General features: G+C 65.1%; 17 protein-coding genes and 5 pseudogenes. 6 read left to right on the top strand and 16 right to left on the bottom strand.

Features of this window, described 5'->3' with window-relative positions; translation table 11 throughout:
- Window positions 1-62: 62 nt before the first annotated feature.
- From DL519_RS11895 to DL519_RS11875, 5 genes are all read right to left on the bottom strand, one after another.
- A complete protein-coding gene (locus DL519_RS11895) occupies window positions 63-1,082 on the bottom strand; it encodes a helix-turn-helix transcriptional regulator (protein WP_190814683.1) in 1,020 nt (339 codons plus the stop codon).
- Between the two features lie 125 nt (window positions 1,083-1,207).
- On the bottom strand, window positions 1,208-1,408 hold the full coding sequence (locus tag DL519_RS49885; RefSeq protein WP_223840258.1) for an IS3 family transposase: 201 nt from the start codon (window positions 1,406-1,408) through the stop codon (window positions 1,208-1,210).
- An 88-nt stretch (window positions 1,409-1,496) separates the two neighbouring features.
- Window positions 1,497-1,796 carry a DUF6262 family protein gene (locus tag DL519_RS11885; protein WP_190814679.1) on the bottom strand — a complete coding sequence of 100 codons (300 nt, stop codon included), beginning with the start codon at window positions 1,794-1,796 and terminating at the stop codon, window positions 1,497-1,499.
- Window positions 1,793-2,047 (bottom strand): transposase, encoded by a 255-nt coding sequence (locus DL519_RS11880; protein WP_190814677.1) that lies wholly within the window; start codon window positions 2,045-2,047, stop codon window positions 1,793-1,795. The genes DL519_RS11885 and DL519_RS11880 overlap by 4 nt, the downstream gene beginning before the upstream one ends.
- A 713-nt stretch (window positions 2,048-2,760) precedes the next feature.
- Window positions 2,761-3,489 (bottom strand): group II intron maturase-specific domain-containing protein, encoded by a 729-nt coding sequence (locus DL519_RS11875; protein WP_190814675.1) that lies wholly within the window; start codon window positions 3,487-3,489, stop codon window positions 2,761-2,763.
- Between DL519_RS11875 and DL519_RS49880 the strand changes: the two are divergent.
- Window positions 3,431-3,751 (top strand): annotated as a pseudogene (locus tag DL519_RS49880) (transposase); the annotation flags it as partial. The gene DL519_RS11875 and the pseudogene DL519_RS49880 sit on opposite strands and share 59 nt — an antisense overlap.
- A 619-nt stretch (window positions 3,752-4,370) precedes the next feature.
- Here DL519_RS49880 and DL519_RS11865 read toward each other — a convergent pair.
- From DL519_RS11865 to DL519_RS11835, 5 genes and pseudogenes are all read right to left on the bottom strand, one after another.
- Window positions 4,371-4,689: pseudogene (locus DL519_RS11865) on the bottom strand (RNA polymerase-binding protein RbpA).
- A gap of 5 nt (window positions 4,690-4,694) precedes the next feature.
- Window positions 4,695-4,913 (bottom strand): hypothetical protein, encoded by a 219-nt coding sequence (locus DL519_RS11860; protein WP_190814666.1) that lies wholly within the window; start codon window positions 4,911-4,913, stop codon window positions 4,695-4,697.
- Between the two features lie 308 nt (window positions 4,914-5,221).
- Window positions 5,222-6,749: pseudogene (locus DL519_RS46240) on the bottom strand (IS1380 family transposase).
- Window positions 6,750-6,813: 64 nt separating this feature from the next.
- Window positions 6,814-7,818 carry a DEAD/DEAH box helicase family protein gene (locus tag DL519_RS11840; RefSeq protein WP_190814662.1) on the bottom strand — a complete coding sequence of 335 codons (1,005 nt, stop codon included), beginning with the start codon at window positions 7,816-7,818 and terminating at the stop codon, window positions 6,814-6,816.
- Window positions 7,815-8,771, bottom strand: coding sequence for an NAD-dependent epimerase/dehydratase family protein (locus tag DL519_RS11835; protein WP_190814660.1), 957 nt, complete (start codon window positions 8,769-8,771; stop codon window positions 7,815-7,817). The genes DL519_RS11840 and DL519_RS11835 overlap by 4 nt, the downstream gene beginning before the upstream one ends.
- Window positions 8,772-9,055: 284 nt before the next feature.
- On the opposite strand from DL519_RS11835, the gene DL519_RS11830 reads away from it, so the two are divergent.
- Window positions 9,056-10,411 carry a helix-turn-helix domain-containing protein gene (locus DL519_RS11830; protein ID WP_190814657.1) on the top strand — a complete coding sequence of 452 codons (1,356 nt, stop codon included), beginning with the start codon at window positions 9,056-9,058 and terminating at the stop codon, window positions 10,409-10,411.
- A 136-nt stretch (window positions 10,412-10,547) separates the two neighbouring features.
- On the opposite strand, the gene DL519_RS11825 is transcribed toward DL519_RS11830, so the two are convergent.
- The 5 genes and pseudogenes from DL519_RS11825 to DL519_RS11805 form a co-directional block, all read right to left on the bottom strand.
- Complete coding sequence (locus DL519_RS11825) at window positions 10,548-10,937, bottom strand: integrase core domain-containing protein (protein WP_190823931.1); 390 nt, start codon at window positions 10,935-10,937, stop codon at window positions 10,548-10,550.
- Window positions 10,938-10,958: 21 nt separating this feature from the next.
- Window positions 10,959-11,291: pseudogene (locus DL519_RS11820) on the bottom strand (transposase); the annotation flags it as partial.
- A gap of 128 nt (window positions 11,292-11,419) precedes the next feature.
- Window positions 11,420-11,701 carry a colicin immunity domain-containing protein gene (locus DL519_RS11815; protein WP_168587743.1) on the bottom strand — a complete coding sequence of 94 codons (282 nt, stop codon included), beginning with the start codon at window positions 11,699-11,701 and terminating at the stop codon, window positions 11,420-11,422.
- A gap of 49 nt (window positions 11,702-11,750) precedes the next feature.
- Entirely contained in the window at window positions 11,751-13,118 is a 1,368-nt protein-coding gene (locus DL519_RS11810; protein WP_190814655.1) for a colicin D domain-containing protein, read from the bottom strand.
- Window positions 13,119-13,124: 6 nt separating this feature from the next.
- A complete protein-coding gene (locus DL519_RS11805; protein WP_223838821.1) occupies window positions 13,125-13,415 on the bottom strand; it encodes a WXG100 family type VII secretion target in 291 nt (96 codons plus the stop codon).
- A 473-nt stretch (window positions 13,416-13,888) separates the two neighbouring features.
- Between DL519_RS11805 and DL519_RS11800 the strand changes: the two are divergent.
- From DL519_RS11800 to DL519_RS48585, 3 genes and pseudogenes are all read left to right on the top strand, one after another.
- Window positions 13,889-14,762: pseudogene (locus tag DL519_RS11800) on the top strand (IS5 family transposase).
- 915 nt (window positions 14,763-15,677) lie between these two features.
- Window positions 15,678-16,109 carry a hypothetical protein gene (locus tag DL519_RS11795; RefSeq protein ID WP_190814653.1) on the top strand — a complete coding sequence of 144 codons (432 nt, stop codon included), beginning with the start codon at window positions 15,678-15,680 and terminating at the stop codon, window positions 16,107-16,109.
- A 40-nt stretch (window positions 16,110-16,149) separates the two neighbouring features.
- On the top strand, window positions 16,150-16,413 hold the full coding sequence (locus DL519_RS48585) for a hypothetical protein (RefSeq protein WP_263399625.1): 264 nt from the start codon (window positions 16,150-16,152) through the stop codon (window positions 16,411-16,413).
- Between the two features lie 328 nt (window positions 16,414-16,741).
- Here DL519_RS48585 and DL519_RS11785 read toward each other — a convergent pair whose 3' ends face one another.
- The gene (locus tag DL519_RS11785; RefSeq protein ID WP_190814649.1) at window positions 16,742-17,830 is read right to left on the bottom strand and encodes a Fic family protein; all 1,089 of its coding nucleotides are present in this window, start codon (window positions 17,828-17,830) and stop codon (window positions 16,742-16,744) included.
- Between the two features lie 229 nt (window positions 17,831-18,059).
- On the opposite strand from DL519_RS11785, the gene DL519_RS11780 reads away from it, so the two are divergent.
- Complete coding sequence (locus DL519_RS11780; RefSeq protein WP_190814647.1) at window positions 18,060-18,896, top strand: transposase family protein; 837 nt, start codon at window positions 18,060-18,062, stop codon at window positions 18,894-18,896.
- The last annotated feature ends 9 nt before the right edge of the window (window positions 18,897-18,905 follow it).

Below are 18,905 nucleotides of genomic sequence, written 5' to 3'. Positions count from 1 at the left end.
TGTGAGGTGGGCGCAGATCACAGGGTTGGCTTGAGGCTCGAAGTCCTTCCGCTTGTGAGCAACTACGCGAACCGGCCCTCGTAGAGCTCGCCGATCAGCAGCAGGTCGGCCTCCACCGCGAGCCGTGCAAGCTGCGTGCGCGACTGGCAGCCAAGCTTGTCGAGGATGTGCTCGATGTGCGTGGACACCGTGCGTGGGCTGATGTAAAGGCGTTCACCGATCTCCGGGTTGGAATACCCTTCCGAAACCCAGTGCAGAATCTGCGCCTCGCGGCTACTCAGCCCGAACGGCCAGGGGATCTGCTGTTCGCCGATGATCACCGAACCGCCGCCGCCGGGGATGAGCTCGACGCGATGACACGTGCCTTCAGGTGCGATCCACAGATAGCGTCGACGGCGCAAGGCGGCGGCGTGGCGTGCAACCGCGACCGGGAAAGCCTCGTTCAACAGGTGCGGGCCGGCGACGTGACCAGGCATCTCGGTAATTGCTCCCGCGCGTGAGAGGAGCACAGCGTGCGCGTCTGCACCCAAGCGGTTCACGCGCCGCTGGGCGCTGTCGAGTAGGTCACAGGCTCTCGCCAGCACCGGTTGGAATCCCTCGATGAGGCCCCGCGCCTCATCGCTGGCATTCTTTGCCTTCGCCCAGCTGATATGCAGGGCCCCGGTGTACCGACCGTCCGGCAGGCGGAGGCACATCGTTGCGCCTTCGTGGAAACCAGCAGGGATCAAGAAACCCTCGGCAGAGTATGTGCGATCAAACTTCATCTGCCAGTCGTGAGCGAGATCCGACCACCGCAACGCCCTGGGCACCCGCGTGTGCAACAGGTGAAAGCCTGGGTTGTGCTCCACGAAGGCGTCGTTCATATGCTCTTGAAGTTCGGCCGAGTAGCCCTCACTCGTCAGGGTCACGTGACGGTGTGTTCCCGACTCGGCATCCCATGCCGACAGAGCGTAGCCATCCCACGGGATTAGCTCGCGTAGCACCCTCATCGCCGCCGCCGCCCGCGAGCTATCGTCGTCATGCTCGACTACACCCTGGCCATCCACCGCCGCCAAATTGGGAAGCACGGCTGTGATGTGCATGTCGGGTCCTTTGAACGGCGCTGCTGTGGTCGACCTGTCGGTTACGCACAGGGTACTCGCGTGCCATGGGCTAGTTCATCCTGCTCGACAAGGTCCTGTCAATCCCCTGGAATCGTGGAGACGTGTTATGCCACTTCGGTCCTGAGCTGGACGGTTGAGGCTGTCCGTGCTCGTGCCATGTGATGCTCGTACGTGATCGGGGCGAGCCCGTCGTTGGTGCTGTGTCGTCTGGTGGCGTTGTAGAAGTCCGCGATCCAGGTCGAAATCTTGATACGGGCCTCGACGCGGGTAGCGAAGTGGTGCCGGTGCACGAACTCGACCTTCAGCGTTGGAGTTGAACGCCTCCGCTGCGGCGTTGTCGAGCGCTTATCCGGCTAATGATCTCGGTCTCCGGTTATTGCCCGGTTAACGCTTTCAGTTTTTTCTGGCTGTGAGGCGTCGGAGTTGTTCTTCGTGGTGGCGTACTCGGGTGGCGAGGGCGTCGACTGCGGTGCGGAGGGTGGCGATCTCGTCGGTGAGGCCGGTCAGGGTGCCGCTGGTGGTGGAGCGGTGCCGGTGTTCCTCGATGACGGCGCGCAGCGTGGGGTTGCGGTAGAGAGTGGTGCGGCCCAGGCCGGTGCGGGTGGCCACGGCGGTGAAGGTGACGGCGTGGCCGTCGTGGTGGAGTTGGGTGCAGGCGCGTTCGACGCGGTTGAGTGTGTTGGTGGTGGTCATCCTGTATGGGCCTTGTTGATGAGGGTGTCGAGTCGGTTGATGAGTCGTTGGTGGCGTTCGGCTTCGGTGATCCAGCCGCGTTGTTCGGCGTCGCGGGCGAGTGCTTCGGCGTCGACCCGTTGGGCGGCCAGGATGGGTAGTGAGTGGCGGCTCGGGTGTTCTTCCAGCGCGGGAGAAGCGGACCGGCAAGGGCCACAAAACTTCGGGTCCAGTCGTCTCGCCCGGCACGACGTGCCCTGCGGCGAGTTCATGTCCGGGGGTATCCGTTGCCTCGGCCACCAACGCACTCGACGACTCGGCCACCTGTTGCAGGGCGTGTAGCAGCGCGGATGTGTTGTGCGGCCAGCGGAGGTCCCCAGTGCCGGGGCCGGCTTCGCCGAGCAGGTACGCAATTCGTGCTGCGGCGTACTTCAGGTGATCGGTTGGCTCGAATTCCAGGTTGCGCGCGATCGCGCCTGACCCGGTGCGTGCAGCAGCTTCGTTGCCGAACACGTGGCGCAGGTCCTCGGCGCTGATCTCGCGGAGGTCTACACGAACTGGTTTAAATCGATCGTGAGCATCATGTACCTCCATATGACCCACGACGACTTCCGCGACGGTCGGGTCTTGGGTGTCTGCCCAGGGCGTGTGCAAGGTTAACCTGTCCGGTTTAGGTGGTTTCGGGTAGTAGGTTCAGGAGTCGTTCGGGTTTGCGGTTGCCGGCGCGGAGGGCGGGTTGGATGCCGGTGGCTCCGTTTTGGCGGTGCGCGGTGATTGCGGTGTTGCGTAAGACGGCGAGGTTCTGGGGTGCGTTGCCGGTGCGGGCCCGGTGGTGGTCCTCGTTGAAGGCGATGTCACGAACGAGGTGGAGTCTTCCGTCGGGTAGCGCCGGCGCATTGCTGCGCCGGCGCCCCCTCAGAACCGTGCGTGCCACTCGTCGCGGCACACGGCTCAAGCAGCCCGCGTGGGCGGGCAGGCATCTGCTTTACTGGTCGGGGTCGTGCGCCTGGTGGCCGGGGTGGCGTCGGGCGTAGTGGACGTGGACAAGGCGGTTGATCGTCCGGCCGGTGCCGTGTTCGGCGATGGCGTTGTGGGCTATCGCTTTTCGGATTCCGCGATACCAGTTCTCCCATTGGCTGGGGGAGTCTGGTGGGCGGTCGGCATGCAGCAGCGGCTGTCGGCAGAGCGGGCAGAGTCCTCGTTGGAGACGCAGGTGGCGTTGCCGGGACTCGGCCAGTTGCGGCGGTGGGCGTTTGCGCCGCCGGTCGGCCCAGTAGGAGGCCAGGGCAGGATCATCGGGTGAGTGCCTGCCGGGGACCGGCGCGTGCCGGACGATTTTCGTCCAGGCGTAGTGGTGGAGGTAGGCGCCGCTGTCGCGGTCACCGAAGACCCACCGGTCACGTCTGGTCGGGTGGAACGCCCCGAAATAGCGGGCGGTGACCCATTTCCGGGGTTTGCGGGGGTGTCTGTGGCGCGCCCATTTGTAGAGGAGCTGCCACAGGTGGTCGTCCAAAGCCTGGAATGCCTTCTTCGACGCCCCCGCCCGGTAGTAGTTCGCCTGGCCTCGGATGATCGGGTTCAGTGTCCTGACCACCTCGACCGGAGGGGCGCCGCGCAGGGCGCGCATCTCCTGGGCGTTTCGCCGCCGGATCTTTTTGCCCTTATCCCGGTGCCGGGATAAGGGCAAGAAGATCAAGGGCAGGAAGCGGCACATCGGCACGGATGCGTTGGGACTCTTGCTTGTTGTGATCGTTACTGCGGAGTCGGTGCAGGATTCCACTGGCGGGAAACAGGTTCTCGATCATCTCGCCAGTGACCACCCGACCGTGTCGAAGGCGTGGGTGGACGGCGGCTACAACAACGCGGTGGTCGGTCACGGAGCGAAACATGGAATCAATGTGGAGGTCGTGAAACGTCCTACTGTCAAAGGATTCCATGTGTTGCCTCGACGGTGGGTTGTTGAGCGCAGTCTGGGGAAGACCGGTGCACCCAGATCACGCACGTCTCCGCCGATGCGGCGGCGTGGATCGCCGACACCGTGGCCCGCCGTGCCCCGGACGCGACCCGCTGCGCCGACCCCTTCCTTGAAGCAGGTCAACGACCGCGTGTCCGTCCGGGTCCAGGTGTCTCATCTCATCCTGACAAAGAGGGACCTGTGCAGCGTTGTGTATGGATGATCAGTGCCGGATTGGTTGACGTCCGTTGCTGTTTGGTGCCGCGAGCACCGGACTGTTCGGGTCCTCGGCATAGTCTGTGGCAGCTTCGCTGCACCCACCGTTCTGGTCGGTGACGAGGTAGGTATGCCGAGCGCGCTCGGCCTGTCTTTCGACTGCCGTGCTGGACGGAACCTGACTGCTGGCACACCGTTGTGCCAGCAGCCAGCACGATCCGAACTCCCGGCGTATGACGACACCAGAGCGGACCGAGATTTGGACGACTCCTACGGGGTCACGATGCTGTATTCACATTCTCGCCGAAGTCTTTCGACAGCATCCAGCTCACCGGATGGCATACCCAGGGGATATGTCACGGGAACAATTTCGAGGCCGACGATCGGTATCCACAAGACAGCGACCGACGCGTCACTTGTCTTCTTCATTTCTTCCACCGCAGCGCGGCCAACCGCTGGTTGAGCAGCTCATCAAGTTCCGGGATGGTGCGCCGCTCCAACAGCATGTCCCAGTGAGTGCGCTGTGGCTTGACCTTCTTCTGCTCCGGCTCGCTGCCGTGGATGCGCTTCGACGCGGTGCCGTGCATGCGACACTCCCAGGTCGGCGGCACGTCAGCGTCGCCGGAGAACGGCACCGCAAACTCGTGGCTCTGGGGACAGGGAGTACTGGACCGTCCGATGTGGGGCTGCACCCTGATCGCCAGGTCTGGAAAGACTGGCGTGGTAGCCACGATTCCCGGCCACAGCCGTCACGCGACCTCCCCCAGTTCGTGCAGCGTGGTGCACTCCGCGACCGACGTATCGCTAGACTCTCGGCACGTCCCCGGCAGATAGCTGCTGCCGGGGACGTTCTCTGTGCCGGTCCTGGTTGGCGGCCCGGTCATCGAGAGTTCAAGTGCCTTGATGTGCCGCACCAGGTTCGGTATCCGCAGCGTCGACACCGTCTCGATGGCGTGCCGCCCCGACACCGATTCCTCCGCGTACGGCCGCGGTGGGCGCGGTTCGACAAGATCATCGACCCATGTCGGAGCGCTGGCCAAGCACGCTAGCCCTCAAATAAGCGAGTCGGTCTCTGTGGGGCGGTGGTAGCCGAAATGATCACGTTGGCGTGAGCGTGGGATACGCCGATGAGTGGTGGGGGACGTTGTGGGGCTCGTATGGGCCGGTGTCGTGGCGCTCGGGTGGGTGCTGGGCGCCGATTTCGGGGTTCGGGCAGGCGTTGTCGCCACCGCGGGTGCGCGGTGGTCGGGTGTGAAGTCTGGTAACCGGTGGTGGGTTAGCCGAAGCGGGTGCGTTCGATGGTGTTCCAGGTGCTGAAGAGTCGGTCCAGGCTGGGTTGGTAGCCGATGAGCCGGATGGTGATGCTGCGGGCGTGGCGGATGACCATGGCGGGGATGAGGATGATGTGGTGGAGGAAGCGGCGGAATTCCATGCGGATGTAGTCGCGCCGGTGGTGTTTTCGGTGCATCATCATCGCGAACCAGGATTTGATGTTCCACGCGAGCGCGGCGATGACCATGTAGGCCCAGTTGGAGATCAGGTCGTATAACGGTACCCGCAGGGCTTGGATGCCGGATTTGAGTTGTCCGATGATGTTTTCCTGATCGCAGCGGTCGCCTGCGCAGGCCACCACCTCGGCGGCGGTGAGGTCGGTGCGGGTGGTGATGTAGAAGAAGTAGCGGATCTCGTCGAACAGGACCTGTTCGCCGCGGGTTTTGCTGATGTTCTTGCGCACCGCGACCACTTGGTAGGGCCGCCGGCATTTGCCGGGCTGGTAGGTGAACTCGGCGACGTCCTCGTGGTTGAGTTCGAGGTTGACATACCCGCGTTCGGTGACGATCCGCTGCTTGTGGTTCTCCCTGCGGGCACGGGTCCCTCCGGTGCGCGGCTCGTAGGCGGCGGGCCGCTGCAGCCGGCTTCAGCAGGCCTCGTCGAGCGCTTCGGCGCGGGAGCGCAGCGCGGCGTTGTTGTCCATGCCGAAGACGAAGTCAACCTTCTCGGCCCAGCGGTCGAAGTGCGCGGTCAACGAGAAGTCGGTATCCCCGCGCAGGCACACCCGCTCGGCGTGCGGGGCCACCAACTCGATCGCCTTGTCGATCCACTGCGCCGCGCCCTGATGGCTGGGCGCGTTGCCGGGCCGGTTGACCAGATACAGCACTTCCTTGGTGTTGGCCAGCGACACGATCAGCGGCGCATACCCCCAGATTCCCTTGTAGGAAATGTCCATCCCGGCCTTGTGCTCCCCGCCGGTGGGCACGATCGTGCCGTCGACGTCGAGGTAGGCGATCGGACCCAGTAGGTCTCGTCCCCGACCCGTCCACAACTGCGGGCGCACCGCGTTGATCGCCTCCATCAACGCCACCACGTCATCCTTGGCGAACCGACGGCAGAAGTCCCCCGCCGTGGTCGGATCCGCCGATCAGGTCCGCGCCCAGCGCGTTCATGTAGGCGGTGTCATGCCGCAGCCGCTCGATGTCCTCCAGCCGGGTGCCGCCGCAGGCCACGTTGTAGGCGAGGTTCAACACGTGATCGGACTCATGGTAGGGCAGGTGCACCTTCAACAACGCCAGACTGTCGTTGATCCGCTCGGCCAAACCGAGCTTGGTCACCAGTCGGTGCACCGCCGCGATCCCGCCGAAGCACGTGGCGTCGACGTTCCCGCCGATCTCGTAGCTCACCGTGCCCGAGTGCAGCATCGGCTTGGACTGCGCGCCCCAGTGTCCCGCACGTGCATGCCGGGCCGCCACCTTGCGCCGTCGGCGTGCCGCGTTCCGCCGACTCTGCTCGTGCGGTATCTTCTTCACCACAAAGGCCTTTCCTCTTGGGATGCGTTGGAGTCGCAAACCCAAGCAGGATAAGGCCTTTGCCTTATCTCAGGCCGGATCTACCCACCCGACACGCTTGATGAAGGGCTAGTTCGCCCCGGTGGCGCCACTCAACGACCTGTGAGCCGGCGGTGAGCTCGGCGAGCCGGTCTGCTGTGTCACGGGTGTAGGCGTCGCGGTCGCGTTCGCCACGGGGCAGATGATGGGTGTTCAGCGTCGGATCGAAGACCCAGTCGAACCGGACATGCGGCCACAGCGCCGCCACCGGATCAGCCACCGCCGTCGGGGGACTGACCGGCTGATCGTCGGGGGCGTAGCCAACCAGCGCTACCACGACCTGACGATCATCCAGTGGCGTGTGCACGGGGTTGGCGTGGCCAAGGCTGCGATAGGTATAGAGCAGCCGGGCATCGTGGCCGTACCGCTGCTGTGCCGGCATCCGCCGGAACTCCTCGAGGTCGGCACCCTCGTTCTCCCACGCCTGAGCGAGCCGGTCGGCGTAGTCGAAGTATGTGCCGACCTTGACCGGGATCGGCGTCGGCAACGAGGTCACTACCAGCCCCTCCTGCGTGCGGTAAAGGATGAGGTGGTCATTGGACAGATACTGATAACCACTGGTCACAGCGGCATTCAAGGCCAGGGTGGTCTTCCCGCTGCCCTTGTCTCCCACCACGATGACCATCCGTTTCTCGTTGGCCACCGCTGAGGCGTGCAGCATCGTGTACTGGTGGGTCTCGCAGTAGTCCAGCAGCACTTCCCGGATCGCTTTCCGGACTGTGTTCGCGAGGTCACGCGGGTTGGTCGAGCGGATCACCGCCCTCCGGGCGCCCGGGTCGGCGCGGTAGCCGACCCGCCACGGCGTCAGCGCCATGCCCGGATCCGGTTCGGCCAGCCGGGCCTCAATCGCCCACTCCGCCGCGCTGTCGGAGGCGGTCATCGGTGTGATCGGGTAGAAGTCGCGCAGGTAGTCGATCAGTCCACTGTGGTCGGTGGCCACCTCGGCCCGTACCGGACCGAGGTCGGCGACACACCGGTGCTCGGCGCTCACGCGCTCACCCCCATTTCACCCGGAACGAGTGCGGCAATGCCCTCGGTCAACGCAGTCCGGGGTGACCAGTTCAGCAGCCTGGCGGCCCGGTCGATCCGCAGGCACATCCGCCTGATGTCCCCGGGCAAGGCCTCACCGTGCACCGGTGGGATCGCCTGCCCTGTCGCTGCACCGACCAACGCCCGCACGTGCGCGATGCTGGTCTCGGTCCCGGACCTGATGTTGACCCGTCCGGCCGCTGGCAGCACGCAGGCACGCAGCACAGCGTCGGTGACATCGTCGACGTGCACGAAATCCCTTGTAGCGCAGCCGTCCCCGTGTAGCGTCGAAGCTCGTCCTTCGGCCGCATCGGTAAAAAACCGGGTGATCACCCCGCCGTGGCAAGCCTGGCGGGGCGGGCCGTAGACGTTGCCCAGAATCAACGATGTCACCGGCAAGCCGCGGTGTCTGGCGAACCACTCGACATAGCCCAGGGCGGCGGCCTTACTCAGCCCGTACGGGGTGATCGGCGCCAGCGGGTGATCCTCTCTGACCGGAAGATCGGTGACCACACCGTAGATCGCGCACGAACCGGCGAATACCAGTAGTTCTGTTCCCGCAGCAGCGGCGGCTTCGGCGACAGTGATCGTGCCGCGCACATTCACCTCCGCATCGACCGCGGGGCACCGCGCCGACTCCGGCACACCGACCTGCGCAGCCAGGTGCACGACGACATGCGGAGCGAACTCGACGATCAGCTCAGCCAGCCGGTTGGTTCGGATGTCGCACTCCTCGACACGACAGGACACCGGAGAGCGCCACCACAGCCGGCGGCGATCCACCGACACCACCTGCGCCCCCGCCCGGCACAGTTCCTCGACCACCCGGGATCCAATGAACCCTGATCCACCGGTCACCAGGACGCGGCGACCACCGAGTTGCCTATCCAGCGCGGGAAGCCGTGGCGGTGACATCGTGGACCTCCTTGTTTCGATGAATCCGCGGGACCTTGCGGGTGTGGACGTGAATCCGGCCCGTTCGCGGCGAGAAGAGCTGCCAATTCCCTTCGCACCTGCCGTGGTTGCAACCGAGGGACCGGCCTCCCGCCCTGTGAGGAGACCGCACCCGCCCTCGTCAGCGGCAGGGGTGCTCACATCAGGTGCAAACCGGTTTGCATGCGGTGCAAAACCTCTGGTCACTCCCCGTTCACGGGGCTAGGGTTGGTCGGCGGCGCGATCTCGGCTACGAGCGGAAACGAATGGGTGCGGGCAGAACCTCATGGGCGGCGAGCGAGGCTCCGGGCGAGCTGATCCGCCGCAAGCGCAAGGAAAAGGGTCTGACGCTAGTCCAGCTCGGTAAACTGGCCGGGTTTTCAGCCGCGCAGGTCTCCCGCTATGAACGTGGTGTGTCCGCGTTGACGGACGTGGCGGTGCTGCGGAGCTTCGCCGACGCTCTGGGAATCGCACCACAGGCGCTCGGACTCACATCCGGTCCGGCCGGGAACGGACACGCGATCGCACCGGCCGACTATCCACGCCTTCCCACGTCTAAGGTGCAGGAGAGATCCGGACGAGAGGACGGTGAGGACCCGGTGCGGAGACGGCAGTTGCTGGCGAACCTCGCAGTCACCGCCGCAACCGCCGCAGGCGCCCCGCTCCTAACAACCACCGGCGGGCCGGTAAGCGAAGCGGCACTGGGCCCCGTGCTCATTACGCGGCTACGCGACGCCATGCTCGGCCTGCACCCCGGCACGGATAACCCGCTCCCGCCCGAGGTGGATCTCGCACGGGCCTACACCGATTTCCGCGCATGCCGCTACGGCAGCCTCGCAACCCGCCTACCCCGTCTCCTACACGCGGGCCATGCCCATGCTGGCGGTGATGGCACCACGCTGCTCGCGCAGACCTACCTGCTAGTGGTGCGCGTGCTCATCAAACTCGACGACCAGCAACTGGGGTGGATGGCCGCCGACCGCGCCCGGCAGTACGCCGAGGCCACCGGCGACGCACTCCTCGTCGCCGAAGCCGCCCGCCATCTCGCTGTCCTGGCACGCAAAGCCCGCTGGTACGAGCAAGCGATGAACATCGCCTTGACCGCAGCCGAGCACCCAGAACTGCGACTCGGCGGACCGGAACACGCCGCCGGACGCGGCTTGCTCATCCAGTCGGCGGCCTACACCGCCGCGAAATGCGGCGACGCAGCCGGCATGCGGGAACTGACCACCGAAGCCGCCACCATTGCCGACGGTCTCGGCAGAACGCTCCTACCTGATCACGGCGGCTTCAGCACGACTACGGTACGGCTACACCTGATCTCAGCGGAACTATCCGCCGGCGACCCCGCCGCCGCACTCACAGCCGCACGCATGGTGGCCCCGCAGACCCTGCCCAGCACCGAGCGCCGCGCCCGCTACTACACCGACATCGCCACCGCCTTCGCTCAGTGGGGACGGCGTGAACAGTGCCTGCGTGCACTCCTGACCGCCGAATCCCACGCACCGGAGGAGACCCACCTGAGACCAGCAGTCAAATCCCTGGTCACCGGCTTGCTGGTCTCCGGACGCACCAGCGCCGAGCTGCGCGGGCTAGCCGCCCGCGTCGGGGTGCCCGCATAACGCGGGAGTCGGCACCAACACATGCGATAATTGCCGAGCTCAAGTCGGAGGTCTCGGGTCACCACAACTTTCGGTACGTGGGCTTCGACCTGCCTGCGGGGTTCCAGAAGTCGGCTGGAGGCGCTGATCAGCAGCTTTACGCTGCACGCTCGTACTCGTTGATCAGGCCATCCAGCACAGGTCGAGTCTTGATCCGCTTATGGCTGAGGTTCGCGACTGGGTGGCTTGATCGTGGTGGGCGGAGTTCGCGGGCGCGGTGTGGTCGGCGGCCGTTGTAGTGCCGGACGTACTCTGCGAGCACCGCACGTAGGTGTCGTTCTCCGAAGATCAACATGCGGTCGGTGAGTTCGGCTCGGACAGTGCGCACGAACCGTTCGGCAATGCAGTTCGCCCGCGGGCAGTGCGGGGAAGTCTTGGCTACGCGGATGTCCACATCGGCGAGGATCGCATCGAAAGACGCGGTGAACTGGCCGGCCCGGTCCCGTATGAGGAATCGGAATTCGGTGACGTCATCGCCGAGGTCCATCAGCAGGTTGCGGACCTGGGACAACGAGATCACCAAATCGTCCACCCCGGACAGGCGGCGCTGCCGCTTCTTCACGATCGCCGGCTCGAAACTCCCGTCGCGATCCCGCGGCACGCTGATTTCCACCGGACCGGCCTCGGTCAGCACCATCTTGGCCCGTGTGCCGTTACGCGAGTTGCCGCCGTCGCGGCCGACCGGGTCGTGCTTGCCGTAGCCGAGATGATCATCCATCTCGCCGGCTAGCGCGGCCTCGGTGACCAGCTTGGTCAGCCGGCCCAGCAGCCCACCCTCACCAGTCAGCCGCAGCCCTTCAGCACGGGCCCGATCGGCCAGCTGCTGGATCTGCTCATCCATTACCGCCAGGTCTGCCGCGGCGGCCTCGCTGGCCTGCTCGGCCTTCACCTCAGTCGCTGGTGCCTCCTACATCTCAGGAGTTACACCGTTAAAATTACAGTCCCCTCAAGGGCCGGTCGGCATCGGCTTCAGTTCGTGGTGGGGCCGGTTTCCAGTTTGGTCAGGGCTTGGGTCGCGCGTTCGTGGAGTTGCTGGTCGTCGAGGTCGTCTTCGTCGCGGAGGTCGGGGTCGGCGACGTATTCGTCGCAGTCGAGGAACAGGTCGTTGAGGATCTCGTAGATGGGCTCGGGGAAGTGGCGGGTCGCTGCTTTGAACATCGCCATGTACTGTTCCTCGAACCGGCGCGCTGAGATCTTGCCCGATGTGAAGGCGCGGATGAGCCCAACGTAGTCGGCGACGTCGTTGCTCATGCTCTCGCTCCTGGCTGGTTGCATTGGTGGGCGCACGGTGTTGGCGGCATCATAGCTTTCCTCTGGTCAGGACGTTGGTGAGCTGGTCGGGGTTGAGTCGCCAGCCGCTGAGGAACTCGCCGGTGGGTTTTTGCATGACGAACAGTCCTGTGTTCTTGTCGACTTGGAAGAACACCGGGTCTCCGCGGTAGGTGCCGGACATGCGCTCGAGGTCGGGGCGTTGGGTGAAGTCGCGGATAGCTTTCTCGAACTCGTCGAAGGCTTCTTTGCTGCGTGGTTTGTCGACGCCGAAGTCGGGTGCGTGTCGGTCGTATTTCTTCTCGATCTGTTTGCGGTCGATCTTGAGTTCCGGTGCGGTAGTCTCACTGGTGCCGGCCCGTTCGCCGACCTGGGTGGTTTCGGTCTGGGTGACGTTGGGGTCGGGGGTGTTGTTGATGGTCATGGCCAGGGTGGCGTTGGCTTCGACGGCGGCCACGGTCGTGACCGCGCCGCCGAGGGTGATCACGAACTCTGTGGCGACTGCGGCCATCCGCACACCCGCGGCGTCCAGGACCGCGGCCCCGGCACCGCCTTCCACCGCAAAACCTCCGACCGGTGTGGTCAGCAGGGAAGCGACGAACGCGATGCCGGTGACGGCGGCGAGCTCCAGGCTTGTTTCCTCAACGATGTCGCCGATGGTGTTGCGGGTGCGTTTGACCGAGATGGCGTAGTCGCTGCAACTGTTCGCCAGCGCATCACACGTGGCGGGAAGTGCGGAGATGAGTGTGTCGTCGCCGGCGGCGACCTTCTGCCAGAACGACTCCAGCGCGTCGAGGTCTTCGGTGATGTTGTTGCTGGCCAGCGACTGCAATCGGGCGTGTAGGTCGTTGGCTATGTCGTTGAGGCTGTCGCGTGCTGCGGCGAACGCGGTGGCGACGTCGTGCATTTTGTCGACGTGGCCGTTGGGGTAGTAGGGGTTGACCCAGTCCGAGATCTTGGCCAGCAGGTTCGTGTCCCCATCACCCAGGATCGGAGGAGGCTCGCTGGCGGCGGGACACTTGTCCGGCCACAGTGGAGCGAAGCCCTCGCCTGGATCGACACCGGCGGCCTCGGCGTCGGCCCGGCGGTGATTGTCAGCCGAAATCGCGAGACCGCGGGCGATTCCACCCAGCAGCTCGTGAAGCCGCACGAACCCGGCGAAGAGGGTGCGCACCGCGGGGGTGTAGGACTCGGAGAACTTCTGTGCGGGCTCGTCATTGCCCGCTGCACCACTGAGCGCATCAAGGCTACGGGTGAGAGTCTCGTAGCTGCGCATGACCTGGTTCTGGCCGTCGACGAAATCCTGGGCGACCCGGTAGTAGTCCTCTGGACGCACATCAACCGGGATCCCCGGACCTGGCTCCGGTGCCGGTGCCAGCGGAGGCAGAGGTGCGGACATGACGCTTCAGACCTCCCAGACGTGGGCGTTCGCACGCACCGCTGAGGCTTGATTGCCATGTGCGGTCACCAGGAGCTGGTGCATCTCGCGCACGGTCTCCCGCATCGCCGCCACGGCCTGATCCCACTCCGTCTGAGCGGCCTGGTAAGCGTCTGCCGCCTCACCACTCCACGAACCCAGCAGTCGCGCCACCACACTCTCGAGCTCGGTCAGTTGGAAATCGATCTCATCGACCGCCCGCCGAAGCGCGTCCTCGCCTTCCTCCAGAGCGCGGAAATCCACCGCGATCTGTTCCACCCCACAACCCCCAGCAGATCATCAAAACTCTCGGTCAACCAGCGGACGAGCCTCACACAGGTGAACACGCCACCACAACCGATTCGATCAAGTTCCGCACGACATCACCCAACGAGACCAACCGGATTGCCTCAGCGCAGTTCAAGGCTTTTTGTTGCTAGTAAGTCCAGGTATGGAAATGACGATCTCGTTAGCGGAGCTCCACCATCACCCCACATTCCCGTGTTCTCGCGGGTCAGCGCGTGGAGCATGCCGGGGACCGGCTCGATGCCGTCGCGCCACAACAGGGCCGTGTGGTGGATGCCCCTCCGATCGCGGGATCACCCGCGGACTCCGCCACGTCGCGTTCGACACGATCGTGGCCGAGTGGATCACCGTTCATGGTGATCTGCACTGGGGCAATCTCACCATCAACTGCACCTGCTCGACTAGGGTCTGTTTCAGAAGTTGATCTGGTTTGAGATGATCTCCGTGTGGGACGTGGCGATCTGACGAACGAGCAGTGGGCGAAGCTCGAACCGCTGCTACCCCGGGGCAAGAAGTCAGGACGCCCGCCCAAGCACCCGAAACGACAGCTCATCAACGGGATTCGATTCCGGGTACGCACCGGCGTCCAGTGGCGCGACCTGCCCGACCGGTACGGCCCGTGGCAGACCGTGTATGGCCTGTTCCGTCGCTGGCAGCGGGATGGGACCTGGAAACGGATCCTGACGCGGTTGCAGGCCCGGGCGACGCCGAGGGGCTGATCACCTGGGATGTCAGCGTGGACTCCACCGTCGCCCGCGCACACCAGCACGCCGCTGGCGCGCGTATAAAGGGGCTGACCAGCGTGAATCCCCGGGCGGGGTCGACGTCGAGCCGGACGATCACGGGATCGGCCGGTCGCGGGGCGGGTTGACCACGAAGCTGCACCTGTCCACCGAGCAAGGTCAGAAGCCGTTGTCGGTTGTGGTCACTGCCGGTCAGCGGGGCGACTCGCCGCAGTTCCAGACGGTCCTGGAGCGGATCAGGGTGCCCCGTGCCGGTCGGGGCCGGGCACGGACTCGTCCGGATCGGGTGTTGGCGGACAAGGCGTACGGTTCCCGCGCCAACCGTGCCTACCTGCGGCGACGTGGCATTCGGTGCACCATCCCGGAGAAGGCCGACCAGATCCGCCATCGCAAGAACCGCGGTTCGCGCGGTGGTCGCCGACCGGCGTTCGACAAGGAGATCTACAAGCAACGCCACGCGGTGGAGTGCGGCATCAACAGGCTCAAGCGCAATCGTGCCGTCGCTACCCGATACGACAAGTTGGCAGTTCGTTACGAGGCCACAGTGGTCGTCGCGGCGATCAACGAATGGCTCTGACATATGAAACAGGCCCTAGGAGTGGTGGAGCCCCTCGCGGACTGGACGCCACCACCCTGTGAAGCCTGGCCTTGCCCCACCCCGACACCGCAGCATGCGTGGAACGGGAACGTGCCGCCGACCTCGACACCGGAACCGGCCGGATCTGCAACTCCTGTGGTGCTGCACCGCGCTGACCGCCTACGCCCAGCGGGGCGATCTCGACCACGTCGCACGACCAGCGCAAACCCACGTCCAGCGGCTCATCACGGAATTGCAGCGCCAGCAGTGAACACCACCTCGCTCCGAAGCGGCTTGCAGGCAGCCGTGTGGTGGCTAACCTGATCGAGCAGATGCCCTTTCTGGGGTGACGTGGAGGTCATGCAACCCCACGTCTTCTTCTCACCTGGAGCAGGCCTGGAACCGATCGTGGGCAGCACCAACGCATCGACATTCTCACCGTGCACGTCGCCAGGACGATGACGGCTCGCTGGGTTCCACATCTTGACTTCATGATCAACTTATGCGACAACGTTCTTTGATCACTCGTTCGTGTCAGGAGCTGGGGCATGGCGTGAGTGATCGCACGGCTGGGCGTCGCGAGGCTGAGCCGTCGGGTGGTTGGCTGCGTAACGAAGAGCTCGCCGCAGCCGGCGAGCTGTGTCAGTGGCACCTCGTACTTGCCGCCGGGGAGCGAGGAGAGTAGCTGGTGAGCGACAGCAGAGCCGAGCACACCATGCGTGTGCTGCGGGTCGCCGCCATGTTCGATTCGGCTGTACCTGGTCCGCTGATGGCGGCGGGTGCGGGCCTGGAGCGTGAGATTGTTGCGGGCGTGGTGGCCGACTCTGTCCGCTCGGGCTGGCTGATCGACTCCGGAGACGGCTGGTATCGGCTAGCCGAGGTTTGTCCTGACCTCACTACAGAAACGCAGTCGGCGTGGGAGATGTGCCACCGCTGCGGCAGTTTCTGCTGGAGTCGCTGCGCAGCGCTGCCCAGGGCAATGCAGGTGACGTCGTGCTGTCCGGCGCCGCCGGTGCGGCGTTGGTGGTGGAGGCCGTGGAGCAGTTGACCGCTGGTGATGCGGTCGAGCTCGCGGTCAGGCTGGCCGAGGCCGCGTGGGACATGCCGGTCGCTGGGCCGACCGATGTGTGGTGGCGCAACGAGCTGGCGCGCGCGGGAGAACGTGCGTGCATCGTTGCGCGGCAACCGGGAACGCTCGCCCGCCTGATCGGGATCAGTGCTGACCGCGCTCGCCGGGCCGCTGATGAGTATTCGGTGGCGGAGGCGCAATGGGTGCGGGAGCTGGCGTTATGGCGCTTTTTGGAGGAGCATCGAGAGGTCACGCGGGCTGCTGGAAACCCTGGGTGAGATGTGCTGGGAGCGGGGGCGCCTGCACCGCGCGCTGGACATGTTCGTCGAACTCCGGCTGCTCTGGGAGCAGCATGGTGACCAGGTGGCGCTGGCTAGCGCGCTGTGCGACATCGGTGTGACGCTGCTGGCGGCGGGCAGGACGGAATCCGCGATCGGATACCTCTCTGAAGCCGAAAGCATGCTGGCCGATGAATCCTTGCATGAGTTGGCCGACGTGACGATCGCGCACGGTCGGGCATTGTGGGATAGCGGTGACGCCGCTGGCGCCCGCGTTTTTTCAGCCGGGCGCTGGCGGCGCTGATCGACCTTGACGACGTTACCGCGGATCAGGTGCGTGAACTTCTGGCATGCCCGGACGGTACCGAGCTGCCCCCAGAACCCCGGCCAGTGCCCGGGGTGGTGCGGCGAATCGCGTCCTAGTCTTTGAAGACCGTGTGGATCAGGATCACGCCGAGCTGGATCAACGGTACGACCAGTCGGATCGAGGCTTCCCACGGGCGCATTACCGGCGGCTGCGCTGTCCGCAAATGACGGCTAGTGCGGGTGGCGTGTGGACGGCGGCCTCGAGGTCTCGGGGTCATGGTCATGCAGGAACTACTCCGTTTCGGGGGAGCGGTTTCGGGACTGGGTCACGGAGCGGGGGTGAAGACTTCCCTGTCGGCTTCGGGAGGGAAGGGCTCGTTGCAGGTCAGCAGGTCTATCATCTCGGGGCAGATGAAGACCTTCCGGTAACGGCGGTGCTTCCACAAGGAGAGAATTCCGCTCGCGACGAGACGGCGACATACCTCCGTCGCGCTCTTCAGCGAGATGCCGTACCGCTGGGCGATCTGGCGGTGATTAGTGACCGGGTGACCGATCAGACCGGCCGCGACCTGACGAACTGATCCACCACTGCCGATGTGGGCCAGATGCTGGGACCGCAGCCTTTCCAGCTCGCTGATCAGCCGGATCTGCTCGCCGCACTGCTGGCGGATCGCCTCGGCGATGAACACCACCCAGTCGTCCCACAACCCAGTCTCCACGACCCGACGCAGCTGGGCACAGTACTCCTCATGGTGGCGGTCAAACCATGCCGAGACGGGAAGGACCTGATCCCGCAGCGCCCCGGACCGCATCAGCTCGAGTCCAATGTAGAGCCGGGCCAGGTGACCGCTGCCAACAGCGAACGGTCGCAGCACCTCGAACTGGTAGTACCCAATCGCGATCTGGCCCACCAGGGGCAACTCGCACTCGCCATTGGCCCAGGTCGACCACTGTGCTGCCGCCGCGTGCAGGTGCGGACCCGGCGGCGTGCACAGCAACCAGGCTTGCTCCGCAGGCCCGCCCAGCCACGAATGGTCCCTCCGCCAGTAGGCGTCCTTGTCTGCTGCAGTCTTTCCTGCCTTGTCGTGCGCCATCAGCGCCGACAGTTCCCCCAGGAGCGTCACATCGAGCGGCCGCCCCCTCTCGAGAGCACCAGAGGCATGATCACTGGCCTCCATGTAACACCGGAGCAGTGTCGGCACGCCGCTCGTGTCCTGTAGCCCAGGAAGTTCCTGGAGCAATACCTCGTGCAACGCCGCGTACACACCGTCGATCCCCGCCGAGTTCTGCACGCCCCGGAGCTGTGTCGCACGCACCACCGCCGCGCGGTCAGGCAGCCGCTGTGCCGCCTCGTCCAACCGGCCCAACGCCTGCTCCGCAGTGGCCGCAGCACGGTGCGTCCGAGAGCGCAGCACGACGTCAGACCTCTTGATCAGTTTTCATACTCAGAGGTTCCTAGAATCGACCAAAATGCCGCAAGTCTTCAAATCTAGACAATGAGGTGATCTCGGTAAGAAGTGGCTGAAGGCGGCCTGCCGGAATGGGTGTGTGATCGGGTAGGGCTGGCCTGGGGAGAGTGGGACGTGGGGTCCCTGGTAGAAGAAGTTCGACCAAGAAACGATCTTCGACCAGGGAAGGCCCCACGTGGTCACGTATTCTGCCAAACTCGATGTTCCCCGTGAACTGGTGCTCTTCCTCAGCAAGCTGCTGGCCGGTGAACGCCGCCGGAAAGGGACCCGCAAGGGGCGCCGGGCGTTGACCACGTTCTGGCAGGCTGTGCTGGTCCTGCGGTGGTTCCGCGACCGCACCGACACCACCAAACTGGCCCGCGATCACGGTGTCGCCCGCGCGACCGGCAACCGGTATGTCGACGAGGGCATCGAGGCGCTGGCCGCGCAGGCCCCGGATCTGCACGACGCCCTGCAACGGGCCAAAGACAACGGCGACGCCTATCTGATCCTGGACGGCAAAAACTTCTCCTCCGACCGTCTCGGCGAAAAGACCACCAGCACCAAAGGCACCGAGATCGACCTGTGGTACTCCGGGAAAACCCGCGAACAAGCCGGCAACATCCAAGCACTGACGGACCCGGACGGGTTCCCGCTGTGGGTCTCCGACGTCGAGCCCGGGTCCGTCCACGACATCACCGCCGCTGAAAACCACGTCCTCGGCGCCCTGTACTGGGCTTACTCCCAGCTCGACCTGCCCACCCTGGCCGACGGCGGCTACCAGGGTGCCGGAGCCGGGGTCCTCACCCCGATCAAACACCCCAAAACCAGCAAAGGCCGCCCACTCGACGTCGACAACCAGACCTACAACAAACTGCTGCGCGGCCTGCGCGCCCTCGGCGAACGTGGATTCGCCCTGCTCACCGGCCGTTGGCGCGCCCTACGACACTTCACCACCAGCCCCCGCAAAATCGGCCCCATCGTCAAAGCCGCACTCGTACTCACCCAATTCGAACACGGCCGACTCGCATAACCCCCTACT

It is taken from the genome of Saccharopolyspora pogona (assembly GCF_014697215.1).
Classification (GTDB): Bacteria; Actinomycetota; Actinomycetes; order Mycobacteriales; family Pseudonocardiaceae; genus Saccharopolyspora; species Saccharopolyspora hattusasensis.
This window is presented reverse-complemented; position numbering and strand designations above follow the sequence as displayed.

Bases quoted from the DNA above. Each gene is read 5' to 3' on its own strand.
- DL519_RS11895 (WP_190814683.1), bottom strand. From the start codon at position 1,082: ATGCACATCACAGCCGTGCTTCCCAATTTGGCGGCGGTGGATGGCCAG.
- DL519_RS11885 (WP_190814679.1), bottom strand. From the start codon at position 1,796: ATGACCACCACCAACACACTCAACCGCGTCGAACGCGCCTGCACCCAA.
- DL519_RS11880 (WP_190814677.1), bottom strand. From the start codon at position 2,047: ATGAACTCGCCGCAGGGCACGTCGTGCCGGGCGAGACGACTGGACCCG.
- DL519_RS11875 (WP_190814675.1), bottom strand. From the start codon at position 3,489: ATGTGCCGCTTCCTGCCCTTGATCTTCTTGCCCTTATCCCGGCACCGG.
- DL519_RS11835 (WP_190814660.1), bottom strand. From the start codon at position 8,771: ATGTCACCGCCACGGCTTCCCGCGCTGGATAGGCAACTCGGTGGTCGC.
- DL519_RS11830 (WP_190814657.1), top strand. From the start codon at position 9,056: ATGGGTGCGGGCAGAACCTCATGGGCGGCGAGCGAGGCTCCGGGCGAG.
- DL519_RS11825 (WP_190823931.1), bottom strand. From the start codon at position 10,937: ATGGACCTCGGCGATGACGTCACCGAATTCCGATTCCTCATACGGGAC.
- DL519_RS11815 (WP_168587743.1), bottom strand. From the start codon at position 11,701: ATGAGCAACGACGTCGCCGACTACGTTGGGCTCATCCGCGCCTTCACA.
- DL519_RS11810 (WP_190814655.1), bottom strand. From the start codon at position 13,118: ATGTCCGCACCTCTGCCTCCGCTGGCACCGGCACCGGAGCCAGGTCCG.
- DL519_RS48585 (WP_263399625.1), top strand. From the start codon at position 16,150: ATGTTCGTCGAACTCCGGCTGCTCTGGGAGCAGCATGGTGACCAGGTG.